The organism is Lichenicola cladoniae, assembly GCF_013201075.1.
In the GTDB taxonomy this organism is placed as follows: Bacteria; Pseudomonadota; Alphaproteobacteria; order Acetobacterales; family Acetobacteraceae; genus Lichenicola; species Lichenicola cladoniae.
Map to the genome: position 1 here is coordinate 3,411,368 of NZ_CP053708.1, position 14,778 is coordinate 3,426,145.

General features: G+C 67.2%; 10 protein-coding genes. 6 read left to right on the plus strand and 4 right to left on the minus strand.

Annotated elements, in window-relative coordinates; translation table 11 throughout:
• Positions 1-60: 60 nt before the first annotated feature.
• Together pheT and pheS are read right to left on the minus strand one after the other, a co-directional pair.
• Positions 61-2,544, minus strand: a complete 2,484-nt coding sequence (pheT, locus tag HN018_RS15500; RefSeq protein ID WP_171833211.1) for a phenylalanine--tRNA ligase subunit beta — start codon at positions 2,542-2,544, stop codon at positions 61-63.
• A gap of 3 nt (positions 2,545-2,547) precedes the next feature.
• Positions 2,548-3,636, minus strand: coding sequence for a phenylalanine--tRNA ligase subunit alpha (gene pheS, locus HN018_RS15505; RefSeq protein WP_171833210.1), 1,089 nt, complete (start codon positions 3,634-3,636; stop codon positions 2,548-2,550).
• A gap of 296 nt (positions 3,637-3,932) precedes the next feature.
• On the opposite strand from pheS, the gene HN018_RS15510 reads away from it, so the two are divergent.
• From HN018_RS15510 to HN018_RS15530, 5 genes are all read left to right on the plus strand, one after another.
• Positions 3,933-6,536, plus strand: a complete 2,604-nt coding sequence (locus HN018_RS15510) for an ATP-binding cassette domain-containing protein (protein ID WP_171833209.1) — start codon at positions 3,933-3,935, stop codon at positions 6,534-6,536.
• A complete protein-coding gene (locus tag HN018_RS15515) occupies positions 6,533-7,558 on the plus strand; it encodes an ABC transporter permease (RefSeq protein WP_171833208.1) in 1,026 nt (341 codons plus the stop codon). The genes HN018_RS15510 and HN018_RS15515 overlap by 4 nt, the downstream gene beginning before the upstream one ends.
• A 45-nt stretch (positions 7,559-7,603) precedes the next feature.
• Complete coding sequence (locus tag HN018_RS15520; RefSeq protein WP_204259544.1) at positions 7,604-8,611, plus strand: rhamnose ABC transporter substrate-binding protein; 1,008 nt, start codon at positions 7,604-7,606, stop codon at positions 8,609-8,611.
• 82 nt (positions 8,612-8,693) lie between these two features.
• A complete protein-coding gene (locus HN018_RS15525; protein ID WP_204259785.1) occupies positions 8,694-9,695 on the plus strand; it encodes a LacI family DNA-binding transcriptional regulator in 1,002 nt (333 codons plus the stop codon).
• A gap of 85 nt (positions 9,696-9,780) precedes the next feature.
• Positions 9,781-11,448 carry a glycoside hydrolase family 13 protein gene (locus tag HN018_RS15530; RefSeq protein ID WP_171833206.1) on the plus strand — a complete coding sequence of 556 codons (1,668 nt, stop codon included), beginning with the start codon at positions 9,781-9,783 and terminating at the stop codon, positions 11,446-11,448.
• Positions 11,449-11,524: 76 nt separating this feature from the next.
• Here HN018_RS15530 and rplT read toward each other — a convergent pair whose 3' ends face one another.
• Both rplT and rpmI read right to left on the minus strand, forming a co-directional pair.
• Positions 11,525-11,884, minus strand: a complete 360-nt coding sequence (rplT, locus tag HN018_RS15535; RefSeq protein WP_171833205.1) for a 50S ribosomal protein L20 — start codon at positions 11,882-11,884, stop codon at positions 11,525-11,527.
• 13 nt (positions 11,885-11,897) lie between these two features.
• The gene (gene rpmI / locus HN018_RS15540; RefSeq protein WP_171833204.1) at positions 11,898-12,101 is read right to left on the minus strand and encodes a 50S ribosomal protein L35; all 204 of its coding nucleotides are present in this window, start codon (positions 12,099-12,101) and stop codon (positions 11,898-11,900) included.
• A gap of 474 nt (positions 12,102-12,575) precedes the next feature.
• Between rpmI and HN018_RS15545 the strand changes: the two genes are divergently transcribed.
• On the plus strand, positions 12,576-14,456 hold the full coding sequence (locus HN018_RS15545) for a S53 family peptidase (protein ID WP_171833203.1): 1,881 nt from the start codon (positions 12,576-12,578) through the stop codon (positions 14,454-14,456).
• The last annotated feature ends 322 nt before the right edge of the window (positions 14,457-14,778 follow it).

The window sequence follows — 14,778 nt, forward strand, 5'->3', positions numbered from 1 at the left end:
CCTCTGCGCCCTCGAATTCGGGACGATATCCTCGTTCAGGGTGCACCCGTTAAACCCGCATCAGGTTCGCAATGTGGCGCCGGTCGCCTTGGTCACCGCGGCGACCACCTTGGCCGAAGCCGCCTCAAGCTCCGCGTCGGTTGGCGTGCGATCGCGCGGCTGGAACACCACCTCGATCGCCAGCGACTTCATGCCGTCCGGCACCTTCTCGCCTTCGTAAACATCGAACAGGCTCACCCCGGCGATCAACGTCCGTTCCGCACCGCGGGCTGCCCGCAGCAAAGCTTCCGCCGTCACCCGGCTCTCCGCCAGGAAGGCGAAATCGCGACGCACCGGCTGCAGCGACGGCAGATCCGGGGCGCCCTTGCGACGACGCTTCGGATCGGCGACCGCATCCAGGAACAGCTCGAACCCGATCGCCGTGCCGCCCTGGCCGAGTGCCTGCCACAGGCCTGGATGCAGTTGCCCGAAATAGCCGAGCACGATCTTCGGGCCCTGGCGCAGCACGCCGGACCGGCCCGGATGATAATGCGCCGGCGCATCGGCCGTGACCGACACCGCTTCGGACGGTACCCCGAGTGCCGCCAGCAAAGCCGTTGCGTCCGCCTTGGCGTCCCACACCGAAACATCCTGCGCCGGACGACCGGGATGGCGGGGTGTGCGGCCGGCGCGCAGGCCGGATGCGATCAGGCGCTGCCCGTCCAGGCCGAGCCCGCTCTCCTCGAAGCCGGCGCCGATCTCGAACAACGACAGGTCGGTCAGGCCTCGTGCGGTATTGCGTGCAGCCGCCTGCACCAGCGTCGCCAGCGGGGTCGGCCGCATCTGGTCGAGGTCGGCGGCGATCGGGTTGAGCAAGTGCAGGCTGTCGGGCACGCCGCCGAACCGTGCCGCATGCGACCGTGCGGTGAAGCTGAAGCCGATGCATTCGGCCATTCCCCGCGATGCCAGTACACGGCGCGCGATGGCGCCGCGCACCTGCCGCGGCGAGAGCGACGGCAGCGGTACAGCACCCAGCAAGGGCAGCGTCACCGGCGGCACGGCATCGAGCCCACGCAGGCGCAGCACCTCCTCGATCAGGTCGCATTCCGCCTCGACCGCCGCCACGCCGGCGATCGCCGCCGCCTCGTCGCGGGTCGAGCCCGGCTGCGGCGCCAGCGTGATCGGTGCCGCGATGTCGTTGCGCCACGAAGGGACATCGAACACCGCCCGGGTCTCGTCGCGCGATCGTAGCGCGAACCCGAGTGCTTCCAGCGAGCGCACCGCCAGGTCGGGTTCCACGTCCAGCCCGCCCAGTTCCGCGATCCGCGAGAAGCGCAGCGCCGCCTCGCGCCGCCAGTCCGGTTCCTCGCCGGCCCACACCACTTCGCTGGCCTCGCCGCCGCACAGCTCGATGATCATGCGGGTGGCCGCCTCGAGGGCCGCCACCGGCAGCGCCGGGTCGATCCCGCGTTCGAACCGCTGGCGCGCGTCGCTGTTCAGCCCATGCCGGCGCCCGGACAAGGCGATCCGGACCGGCTCGAACAGCGCGCACTCGACGAACACGGAGGTGGTGGTGTCCGACGCCCCGGTGGCGCCGCCGCCCATCAACCCGGCGAACGATTGCACTCCGGCGGCATCCGCGATCACGCAATCCTCGGCGTCGGCCGCGTAGGTCCGGCCATCCAGCGCCACCAGGCTGTCGTTCTCGCCACGACGGATCGTCAGCACGCCGCCCGACACCGTGTCGGCGTCGAACACATGCAGGGGACGCCCGAGATCGAGTGCGAAGAAATTGGTCACGTCGACCAGCGCGCTGATCGGACGCAGGCCGACGGCGATCAGCCGCTCCTGCAGCCAGGCCGGGCTCGGCCCGTTGGTCACGCCGCGGATGGTGCGGCCGAGCACGTACGGGCAGGCCTCTGGGAAGGCGTTCTCCCAGACGATCGGGCTGTCGAACGTGCCCTCCACCGTCTGCGCCAGCCAGGGCCGCAAATGTCCCATCCCCGCCGCCGCCAGGTCGCGGGCGACGCCACGCACAGCCAGCGCGTCGCCGCGGTTCGGGGTGATGGCGATCTCGATCACCGGATCGTCGAGGCCGGCGAAGTTGGCATAGGACTGGCCCGGCGTGGTGTTCTCGGGCAGCTCGGCGATGCCGTCATGCTCGGTGCCGAGGCCCAGTTCGCGCAACGAGCACAGCATGCCGTCGCTCTTCTGGCCGCGGATCTCGCCGGCCTTGATGGTGATCTCGCTGCCGGGAATGAACGTACCGGGGCTTGCGAAAATTACCGAGATTCCGGCCCGTGCGTTCGGTGCGCCGCACACCACCTGCACCGGCGCATTGGCGCCATCCTCCAGTCCGACATCGACCATGCACACGCGCAGGCGGTCCGCATTCGGATGCTGCTCGGTGGACAGGATGCGCGCGGTGCGGAACGGTGCCAGTGCGGCGCCACGGTTCTCGACGCCTTCGACCTCGAGGCCGATCTGGTTCAGCCGGGCGGTCAGTTCGTCGAGCGTGGCCTCGGTGTCGAGATGGTCGCGCAGCCAGGACAGGGTGAACTTCATGACTCAGATCCCCTCATGCAGCATCGAGGGAGCCAGCGGACTCGAGCCATAGTGACGCAGCCAGCGCAGGTCGCTCTCATACAGCGAGCGCAGGTCCGGAATACCGTGCTTGAGCATGGTCAGGCGCTCGATCCCCATCCCGAACGCAAACCCCTGCCACTCGCGTGGGTCGAGCCCACAGTTGGCCAGCACCCGCGGATGCACCATTCCCGAGCCCAGCACCTCCAGCCAGTCCGCGCCGCCGCCGATCTCGCCGGTACGGCGGCTCCAGCCGATATCGACCTCCATCGAGGGCTCGGTGAAAGGGAAATACGATGCGCGGAACCGCACCGGCAGCGACGGCTGCCCGAAGAACGCGCGCAGGAACTCGATCACCGTGCCTTTCAGATGGCCGAGCGTGATCGCGCCTTCACCCGTCGCCGGCCCGATCACCAGGCCTTCGCACTGGTGGAACATCGGCGAATGCGTTGCGTCGTGGTCGGCACGATAGGTGCGGCCCGGCACGATGATGCGGATTGGAGGCGGGGACGACAGCATCGTCCGGATCTGCACGCCCGACGTCTGCGTGCGCAGCACCCGGCTCGCCGGCCCCTCGCCCGCCAGCGACGGCAGGTAGAAGGTGTCGTGGTCGGTGCGTGCCGGATGATGCGCCGGCGTGTTGAGCGCCGAGAAATTATGCCACTCGGTCTCGATGTCCGGCCCCTCGGCCACCGAGAACCCCATCGCGCCGAAAATCGCCACCATCTCCTCGATGGTCCGGCTCAACGGATGGATCAGGCCCGGCACCTCGGGGAACGCCGGCAGCGTGACATCGACCCTCTCGGACGCCAGGCGCGCATCCAGGGCGGCACTCTCCAGCTCGTTCCCACGCGCTTCGATCGCCACGCCCAGCTCGTCCCGCAGCGCATTCAGGGCGGCCCCGCGCGCCCGGCGCTCGTCGGGAGCGGCCTTGCCCAGCTCCTTCAGCAGCGCGGTCAGGCGACCCGACTTGCCAAGCGTGCCGACGCGCACCGTGTCCCACGCGCGCTGGTCCGAGGCGGCAGCCAGGGCCGCCAGGGTGTCCTGCTTGAGGGTGTCGAGATCGTCTTGCATCGGGAGGTCCTTGGGGCGCGCGCCGTGAGCAGTGAGGCCAGGGCGCTGCCCTGGACCCGCAAAGGGCCGAGGGCCCTCCGATCCCGATAGGCCGGGACAGGAATTGGGTTAGCCGATTCGGGGCGGGGCAGCCAGCTTGGGGTCTGGGTCCGGGCATCGATACGACCGCCGAAACAAAATTTGGACGTGGTATATCGAAGCGCTTGCGCGAGCGCTTGGGCCGGGCCTAGGCTTCATCTTGAGGAACGAAAGAACGCAGATGCCGACAGGCAATCATGCGCGGCCTCGGAGGAAACATGTTGGACGGTCTGCAACAGGCAGCCGGAGCCGGTCACGTGCGTGACGGTGCCGGCGCGGCGTCCCTGGCAAATGTCAGGAAGGTGTTCGGTGGCGTCGTGGCCCTGGCCCACGCCGACTTCGAACTACGCCCGGGCGAAGTCCTGGCGCTTCTCGGTGAGAACGGCGCCGGCAAAAGCACCTGTGTGAAGATGCTGGCGGGCGTGCATCGCCCCGACGAGGGCAGCGTCCGTCTCGACGGCAAGGACGTCGTGCTTCGCAGCCCGCACGATGCCCTGGCCAACGGCATCGCCGTCATGCACCAGCACCCAGGCCTGTTTCCCGATCTCACCGTGGCCGAGAACATCGCCATCGGCCACATGCCGCTGACCCGGCTGAAACAGCTCGACCAGCGACGGATCGAAGCCGACGCCGCGCGGCTGCTGCAGGTGGTGGGGCTCGATTGCGCACCGCGCCGGTCGCTCGGCCTGCTGCGCAGTTCCGAACAGCAGCTGGTCGAAGTGGCGCGTGCCCTGTCGGTCGATGCGCGCGTGCTGATCATGGACGAACCGACCGCGGCCCTGTCGCGCGGCGAGGTCGAGCGGCTGTTCGCCGTCGTCGAGCAGCTGAAGAAGCGTGGCGTGGCGATGATGTTCGTCGGCCACCGCATGGAGGAGATCTACCGCATCGCGGATCGCGTGGTGGTGCTCCGCGATGGCCGCCAGGTCGGAATGGCGCCGATCGGCGACCTCAGTCCGGCGGACGCGGTCACCATGATGGTCGGGCGCGAGCTCGGCACGCTGTATCCGACCCTCGACCCGCCCCGCGACACAATCGTGCTGCAGGCAGACGGCCTGTCGCGGCGCGGCGCCTTCACCGACGTCTCGTTCGATCTGCATGCAGGCCAGATCCTGGGGTTCGGCGGCTTGGTCGGCAGCGGCCGGACCGAGGTGGCCCGCGTGCTGTTCGGCATCGACCAGCCCACCGCCGGCACGATCGCGATCGACGGGGTGCGGCACGCCTTCCGGTCCGCCGGCGCCGCCATGCAGGCGGGCGTCGGCTACGTGTCGGAAGACCGGCTGGGCCAGAGCCTGGTGATGGATTTCAGCATCCTGGACAATGCGTCGCTCACCGTGCTGCGGCAGGCGGCGCGACACGGACTGATCAGCCGGGATCGCGAGCTGGCCCTGGTCGAGCAGCCGCTGGACCGGATGAACCTGCGCTTCAGCAGCTACGACCAGCCGGTCAGCACCCTGTCCGGCGGCAACCAGCAGAAGGTGGTGCTGGCGAAGTGGCTGGCGACCGCGCCGAGGGTGCTCATCCTGGACGAGCCGACCCAGGGCATCGACGTCAACGCCAAGGCGGAAGTGCACGCCATCATCGCCGACCTCGCACGAGGCGGCATGGCGATCATCCTGATCTCGTCCGAGATGCCGGAGCTGCTCGGCATGTGCCACGACATCCTGGTGTTCCGCGAAGGGCACGTGTCGGCGCGCATGCAAGGCAAGGACGCGACCCAGCAATCGGTGTTGCTGGCGGCGACAGATGCGGCGGGAGCCGCCAGGAAGACGAGCGCCGCCGACGCGGTGGCGGGTGCGACGGACGCGGTGCAGGCAGCGCGGCACGATCCGGCTGTCCGCCCGCCGGCACCGCGCCGCAGCCTGTTCCGGCGCGAATTCGGCCTGGTGGCGGCGATCGTCGCGATGATCGTGCCGGCGACCCTGATCAATCCGCGCATGCTGAGCCTGGCCAACATCGATGCGGTGGCGATGGACCTGGCGCTGCTGATCATCGTCGCGGCCGGCCAGATGCTGGTGATGATCACCCGCAACATCGACCTGTCGGTGGCCTCGGTGATCGGGCTCTCGGCCTATCTCTGCGCGGACGCGCTGCACCGGTTCCCGGGACTTCCGCTCGCCGGTGCGGTGGCGATCGCCGGCCTGGTCGGGCTGGGCTGCGGCATCGTGAACGGGCTGGTGGTCACCCGCGGCCGGGTGCCGTCGATCGTGGTGACGCTCGGCACGCTGTCCCTCTACCGAGGCCTGTGCAGCATGATCGCCGGCGGTCGCCAGATCAGCACCGAGCAGGTGCCGCAGGCCTGGCTCGACATGACCGCGATCCACGTCCTCGGCATCCCGGTCATCCTGATCGCCGCGGCGGTCGCGCTGGCGCTGCTGGCGGCGATCCTGCAACGCCTGCCGCAGGGGCGGGAATTGTTCGCGGTCGGCTCCAATCCTGCCGGTGCCCGCCTGATCGGCATCAGCAGCGACCGGCTGGTCCTGGGTGCGTTCGCCTGCGCCGGACTCCTGGCCGGGCTGGACGGCGCGCTGTGGGCCTCCCGCTATGCGACCGTCGATGCCCGGGTCGCCAGCGGCTACGAACTGACGGTGATTGCGGCCGTGGTGGTCGGCGGCACCGCGATCCGGGGCGGTGCCGGCACCATCACCGGGATCGTGCTCGGTGCGCTGATGCTGCTGGTGATCCAGAACGGGCTGACGCTGGTGCGGGTCAATCCGCTGTGGCTGCAGGGCGTATACGGCCTGGTCATCGTGCTGGCGATCTCGCTCGACGCCTTCGTCTCCCGCCGGGCATTGCGCTCCGTCACCGAAAGGACCGCACGATGACACGCGGGGAGAGAGCCGCGACGGCGCTGCGCCGCTTCGCGACGTGGGAATCCTGCCTGGGCGCGCTGACCTCGCTGTTCATCCTGGCGGCGGTCGCGACGGTGCCTCGCTTCGCGACCGGGTTCAATATTTCGCAGGCGATCGCAGGCATCTCGGAAAAGGCGCTGATCGTGCTGCCGATGGCGCTACTGATGATCACCCGCGAGATCGACCTGTCGGTCGCCAGCATCCTGGCATTGAGCAGCGTCGTACTGGGAGTATTGCTGCAGGCAGGCATCGGGCTGGCGCTGGCGATCCCGATCGTGCTGTTGGCAGGCACGGCCTGCGGCGTCGTCAACGGCCTGCTGGTGACCAGGCTCGGCCTCTCGTCGCTGCTGGTGACGTTGGGCACGATGGCGTTCTACCGCGGCCTCGGCTACGTGCTGCTCGGCGCCGACTCGGTCAACGAACTTCCCGACGCACTCACCGATTTCGGCATCGGCAATTTCCTGGTCGGTGCGATCCCGCAGACCATCGTACCGTTCCTGTTGCTGGCTCCGGTGTTCATGCTGGTCCTGTCCGCCACCGCGATCGGACGGCGCATCTATGCGGTCGGCGGTAGTCCGGACGTGGCGCTCTATTCCGGCATCGCCATCGGCCGGCTGAAGCTCGGCCTGTTCGCCCTGTCCGGGCTGATGTGCGCCATCGCCGGCATCGTGTTCACCGCCCGGCTGTCGAACGCGCGTGCCGACAATGCACAGGGTTTCGAGCTGGAAATCATCACCATGGCGCTGCTCGGCGGCATCAACGTGTTCGGCGGTCGTGGCCGGCTGACCGGGGTGATCTGGGCGGCCCTGCTGCTCGCGACGCTGCGCAATGTACTGGGCCTCGAGGGTATCGGCGGCGAGGCCCAGGGGATCTCGATCGGGCTGCTGCTGATCCTGTCGCTGCTGCTCAACGGTCTCGTCGAATCTCGGCTGGCCCGCCTGCGCGCCCGCCGCCGCGCACCAGCTCCACAGGCCGGCGCCGCGTCGCCGGCCTGAGAGAAACGTCCCCAACCAGAACAAGAAATCTCCAGGAGGATGACAATGACATCGAGAACGAGCGCACTCATGCAGGCGATGATCGCCTGTGCCCTCATGTCGGGCGGCGCTGCCACCGCAGCCGAGTGCCGCAAGGGCCCGGTCACCGTGGGCTATATCCCGAAACTCGATACCGACCCGTTCTTCCAGTCCGCCAATACCGGGGCGCAGAAGGCGCAGTCCGAGATCGGCGGCAAGATCGTGCTGCAGGCGCCGTCCCAGGCGACGGCGGAAGCGCAGATCGCCTTCATCAACAACATGGTGACTCAGGGCGTCGACGTGATCGCCATCTCCGGCAACGACGCGAATGCGCTGGCGCCGGCGCTGCGCCGGGCGGAGGCGCAGAATATCTGGGTCATCGCCTATGATTCCGACGTCGCGCCGAAGGCACGCTCGCTGTTCGTGAACCAGGCCAAGTCGGAACTGCTCGGCGAGGAAATGCTGCAGAGCCTGGGCAAGGCGATCAATTACGACGGCCAGTTCGCCATCCTGTCATCGACCCCGACCGCGTCGAACCAGAACAAGTGGATCGCGAACATGCGCGAGACCATCGCGCACGATCCGAAGTTCGCCAAGATGAAGCTGGTGCAGGTCGCCTACGGCCAGGAGAGCGAGCAGATCAACCAGCAGCAGACCCTGGCGCTGGTGCAGGCATTCCCACAGCTGAAGGGCATCATCGTACCGGCCGGCATCGGCCTGCCGGCTGCCGCACGCGCACTGGACCAGGCCGGCCTGCTCAGCAAGATCAAGTTGTCGGGTCTCGGTCCGGTCACGCTGGTCAAGAAATACGTGAGCCAGGGCTCGGTCTCGGACGTCTGGTGGAACGTTCCCGACCTGGGCTACCTGTCGTACTACACCGCGCAGGCCCTGGCACAATGCAAGGTGAAGCCGGTCGAGGGCGCCACCTTCACGGCGGGCCACCTCGGCCAGTACACGGTCGGCGCCGGCGGCATCGTCATCCTGGGAGCCCCGGTCGTCGCCACGGCCGCCAACGTCGACAGCTTCCCGTTCTGACGCGGGCCCGCTAACCGGCGCGGATCCGACGGGTGGCCGGCCACCCGTCGGGGCCAACTGCAGGAGTAACTCTGTGCCAACCATGATGGACGTTGCACGGCGCGCCGGCGTTGCCGTGTCCACGGTCTCGCATGTCGTCAACAACACCCGCTTCGTTCACCCGACCACACGGGCCGCGGTCGAGGCCGCGATCGGTGCGACGGGCTACATCCCGAACACCATCGCCCGATCGTTGGCCCGCTCAAGCACAGGCACCGTCGGCATCGCCATGTCGATCGTCTCCAACCCCTATTTCGTGGCGCTGCTGCAGGCGATCGTTTCGGAATGCGCGAAGCTAGGCCTGCCGGTCCTGCTTGCGGACACGGGCGAAGACCCGGACCGTGAGCTTGCGGTCATCCGGTCGTTTCACCAGCGCCGCGTCGACGCCGTGCTGCTGGCCCCGGTCGGCGACGGCAGCGACCAGCAATCGCTGCACTACCTGCGCAAGACGGCGCTGCCTGCCGTCCTGATCGACCGGTTGATCGCACCCGGGTTCAGCCAGGTCGGTGTGGACAATGCGACCGGCATCCGCTTGTTGCTGGACAGGCTCATCAAGCTTGGACATCGCCGGATCGGCCTGATCGCCGGGCAGCCCGGCATCGCCACCACGATCGAGCGGGTCGTCGCGTTCCGGAACGCCATACGGCAGGACGGTCTCGATCCCGAGCCCGAGCTTGTGCAGGCCAGTACGACCGACGTCGACGCGGCGCGATCCGCAGCACACGCGTTGTTCCGGCTGGCACACCCCCCGACCGCGATCGTCGCCGGCAACAACCACTCGATGATTGGACTGATGCAGGCGGTCTGCGACGCCGGGCTCGGCGTTCCGGACCAGCTGGCCGTCGTCGGTTTCGACGATTTCGAATGGGCGGACTGTTTCCATCCCCGGCTGACTGTCGTGGCCCAGCCGGTCGATGCGATCGCACGCCATGCCGTGTCGCTGCTCCGCGCCTTGATCGCCGATCCGGCGAGTGCCTCCCGGACGATCTGCCTGCAGCCGAGCCTCATCATCCGGGAATCGTGCGGCGGGGCGATGGGCCGGTAGCCGGCCGGCTCCGAAAGAAGCTCCAGAACCGCCCCTGGGGCCAGTCGTTGCTCGATCTTGCAGTTATCGAAAGCTTCCCCCTGGCATGAACGACCAGATCGCGACGACCGACACCACGGCCACCGAATGGTGGCGCACCGCGGTCATCTACCAGGTGTATCCTCGATCCTTCGCGGATTCCGACGGCGACGGCATCGGCGATCTTCCCGGCATCACCTCCCGGTTGCCCTACCTGGCACGGCTTGGTGTCGATGCGGTCTGGCTGTCCCCGTTCTACCCGTCGCCGCAGGCCGATGCGGGCTACGACGTATCGGATTATCGCGGGGTCGACCCGCTGTTCGGCACGCTCGAGGATTGCGACCGGCTGCTGCGGGACGCGCACGCGCTGGGGCTTCGGGTGATCGTCGATCTGGTGCCGAACCACACCTCCGACGAACATGCCTGGTTCCGGGCGGCGGTGGCGTCCCCGCCCGGCAGTCCGGAGCGGGCGCGCTACATCTTCAGGGATGGACAGGGGCCGGATGGCACGCTGCCTCCGAACAACTGGAAGAGCGTTTTCGGTGGGCGTGCGTGGTCGCGATGGCCCGGCGAAAGCCAGTGGTATCTGCACCTGTTCGACCGACGCCAGCCCGACCTGGACTGGCAGCATCCCGAGGTCCGCACCGAGTTCGAGGATGTGCTGCGCTTCTGGCTCGACCGCGGCGTGGACGGGTTTCGCGTGGACGTGGCGCACGGGCTGATCAAGGCGCCGGGCCTGCCCGACTGGGAGCGCCAGGCCAGCATGGTCGGCGACGGGACCGACGATGGCGTCAACATGGGCCCGATGTGGGACCAGGACGGCGTGCACGCGATCTATCGCGACTGGCGCCGCGTGCTCGACGCCTATCCCGGCGACCGGATGATGGTGGCGGAAGCCTGGGTGCGGCCGCAGGCGCATCTCGCCCGCTACGTGCGGCCCGACGAGATGCACCAGGCCTTCAACTTCGACTATCTGCTGGCCCGATGGGACGCGCGGATGCTGCGCCGCGTCATCGACGGGTCGCTGGCGGCGGCGGCTTCGGTGGGCGCTCCGACGACCTGGGTGATGTCGAACCACGACACCGTGCGCCACACCGCGCGGCTGGGATTGAGCAAGCCCGGCGTGCGGCCGAAAGGCATCGACAGCAAGGCGGAGCAGCCCGACGAGGCGCTGGGGCTTCGACGCGCCCGCGCCCTGGCGTTTCTCACGCTGGCGCTCCCCGGCTCGGCCTATCTCTACCAGGGCGAGGAACTGGGCCTGCCGGAGCATACGACGCTGGACGCGGCCTATCGTCAGGACCCCGCCTTCCATCGGACCAATGGCGCTGAGGTCGGGCGTGATGGGTGCCGGGTGCCGATACCCTGGATAGCCGATGCACCGTCATTCGGTTTCGGCCCGGGCCCTGCGACCTGGCTACCGCAGCCGGACGGGTTCGCGCACTACGCGGTGGACCAGCAGGAGGATGCGCCCGGTTCGACGCTGGAACTGTATCGAGCCGTGCTGCGGCTTCGAAGGGAATACGGGCTGGGAAACGGCCAACTGCGCTGGCTGGATTCCGGCCCCGACATGCTGGTGCTGGATAACGGACCCGTTCGCGTCGTGGTCAATTTCGGCTTCGGCGCGGCCGTGCTGCCGGCGGGCAGGCTGCTGATCGGCAGTGTCTCGTCCGAACAGCCGGAGCCGGAGATCATACAGGGCAATAGCGCGATGTGGCTGGCCGTTCCGGGGCGGTAGCGCCCGGAGCGAGGCCAGGAAAAAGGGCCGCTCCCTTACAGGAGCGGCCCTCTTCCATCTTGCAGGCTTAGCTGGATCAGGCGGCGATCGCGACCTGGACCTTCTTCACGATCTCGGCGAAGGACGCCGGATCGTCATAGGCGATCGCGGCGAGAACCTTGCGGTCGATCTCGATCTCGGCCTTGTTCAGCCCGGCGATGAACCGGCTGTATGTCAGGCCATGCTCGCGGACGGCAGCGTTGATGCGCTGGATCCACAGGCCACGGAAGTCGCGCTTCTTGTTGCGACGGTCGCGATACGCATACTGGAGAGACTTCTCCAGGCGCTCGAGCGCGATACGATAGTTGGTCGACGAACGACCGACGAAGCCCTTGGACTGAGCCAGGACCTTCTTGTGACGAGCGTGTGTGGTTACGCCCCGTTTTACGCGTGCCATTTCTCAGTGCTCCTCAGGCCAGCCCGTAGGGGGCCCACTGCTTCACAGTCTTGCCATCCTGCTCGGCGAGCACCTGGCTGCCGCGGTTGGACCGCTTCATCTTCTGTGAGCGATTGATCAGGCCGTGGCGCTTGTTGCCAGGACCCGCGAGCACCTTGCCGGTCGCGGTGATCTTGAACCGCTTCTTGACCGACGACTTGGTCTTCATCTTGGGCATTTCGGTCTCCTACCGTGGAGCCGTCCTCTCCCTCGGGAGCGGCCCACCATGGGCCACAGGACAGCCGTCATGGCCAGGCATGCCCATTCCAGGCCCGGACGCACGAACAGGCGCGGACGTTTAGTCGGGTTCGTGCCAAAACTCAACCCGCCTGATGACGGCACCCCGAACCGCCATCACGCCCCACAGGGTGACACCCGCCTCCCCGGCAGCAGGGTGGCGAGACCGCCCGGGCCAGAACGCTGCCTGTTTCGCAGGCACTTGCCGATCATATAAACAGGATACGCAAAGTCTGGACGCACATTCTGTTCACCACCCCAAATTCCACACCGTGTCGACCTTGAACCTAAATTGTTGGCCATCTACACAGTTCGTCACGGCGCGTGAAACAATGTCACAGAGGCTGGGACTGGTCCGGGATAGCGGCACGTCTCCAGCCCTTTCCGACACACGTCGATACACTGGAGGATATTGATGTCGTTTAACTACAAGCGCCGTTTGGCTGCCTCGGTCGCCTCGGTCCTCACCGCCCTTACCTTTTCCCTGGCTGGAGCGACCTCAGGTCAGGCCGCAGCCACCTCTTCCGCCGTCGCGGTCGGCGACATCCTGGCGCAGACCGTCTATCTGCCGCTGCGAAACCCGCAGGCTGCCGAGGCAGAAGCCAAGGCGATGCAGGTTCCGGGTCCCGCCTACCACAAGTTCCTGAGCGTCACCGACTTCGTCAAGAAGTATGCACCGACCAGCGGCGACGTCAGCAAGGTCGAGGCTGTCCTGACGCAGCTCGGCTACACCGTGGTCTACGTCTACCCGAACCGTCTCGGGATCGAGGTCACCAGCTCCGCCGGCACCGCCCAGCGCGCCCTCGGCGTATCGCTGCGCCGCTTCACGATGAACGACCGGACCGGCATGGCACCGACCACGCCACTCACCCTGCCGCCGGCTCTCAAAGGCCTCGTTCGTGGCATCGGCGGCCTCGACACGATGACCCATCCGCGTCCGTTGCATGCGATCAGCGCCTATGGTCACACCATCACCCCCCATGCGGTCAGCGGCGCACTCACCGGCGGCACGCCCGGCGACTACCTGCCGGCTGACTTTGCGGCCAAGTATGGCGTCAACCCGATTTACCAGCAGGGCATCAACGGCCGCGGCGCCACCATCGGCATCGTCACGCTGGCCAATTTCTATCCGTCCGACGCCTACCTGTTCTGGAAGCAGATCGGCCTGAATGTGTCGCAGTCTCGGATCACCACGGTCAGCGTCGACGGCGGCACCAGCATCGCCCCGAGCGATGCGGCCGGCGAAGGCGAGACCGACCTCGATGTCGAGCAGTCCGGTGGTCTCGCGCCGGGCGCCAACGTCCGCGTCTATGTCGCGCCGAACAACACCAACGCCAATTTCATCAACGCCTTCGAAGCAGCCGCGTCCGACAACATCGCCGATACGGTCTCCGCAAGCTGGGGCCAGCCGGAACTCGACTTCTTCTACAACATCGCCACCAAGACCAGCGGCGATACCTTCCTGCTCGACGCGTTCCACGACGCCTTCCTGGAAATGGCATTGCAGGGCCAGACGGTGTTCATCGCCGCAGGCGATTCGGGCTCATTCGATACGGTGCGCGGCTGCCCGGCCTACGGGACGCCAACCGCCACGGCCCCGGTCTGCAACGCACCGTACGCCGTCGACCATCCCTCGAGCGATCCGCTGGTGACCTCGGCCGGCGGCACCACGCTGCCGTTCTCGTTCACCACGGGCAAGGGCGTCCTGATCTCGGTGGCGCAGGAACAGGCCTGGGGCTGGGACTACATCGTCAACGAGGCGGCCGCGCAGGGGAAAGCATCGCTCGAGCCGATCGCCAACTTCTTCTCGGTCGGCGCCGGTGGCGGCGTCAGCTCCTACTTCGGTGCACCCTGGTATCAGCAGGGCGTGGGCGGCATTACCAAGACCAAGCCCGGCCAGACCCTCACCCAGGACAACGGCGCCGGACCGGTTACCCAGTACGTGCTGCCGGCCAAATTCGCCGGACGCAACAGCCCGGACATCTCGGCAAATGCCGATCCGGAGTCTGGCTATCAGCTGATCGAGGAAGGCCAGGTCGTCGACTTCTTTGGCGGCACCAGCTTCGTCGCGCCACAGCTCAACGGCGTAAACGCGCTGTTCACCCAGGCTCTCGGGCGCACCGGCCAGTTGAACCCGGCCGTCTACGAGTTCAGCAACCTGACCTCGACCGACATCAAGACCGGCGACAACTGGGGCTACAAGGCAAAGACCGGGTATGATAACGCCGTCGGTAACGGCTCGCTGGATGCCTACAAGCTGGCAATCGGCCTCGCGTTTCTGAAATACGTTCAGTAATCCAGGTAGGCGATGGCTCGCGCGTCGAGCCATCGCCACGCTCTGGGCAGGCAGATTTCGGTCCGATGGACCGGGTCTGCCTGACCGGCGTGAGCTCGGTTTTCGCTGTTCCACACTTTCGGCAACAAAAGCCGGTACCAAAACACCTTGTACTAAATAAGCACCAAGCGATCGTATCTCGATCCATGATCGTACCGATCGGTTCGACGTGCAGCAGCAAGACGCATCGCAGGCGCCACGATCACGCGTGCCTTAAAGAGAGCCAGCCCCTCCCCAGGCCGAACAACAACAAAACATGTTGCACCAGAACGATTGACAGCTA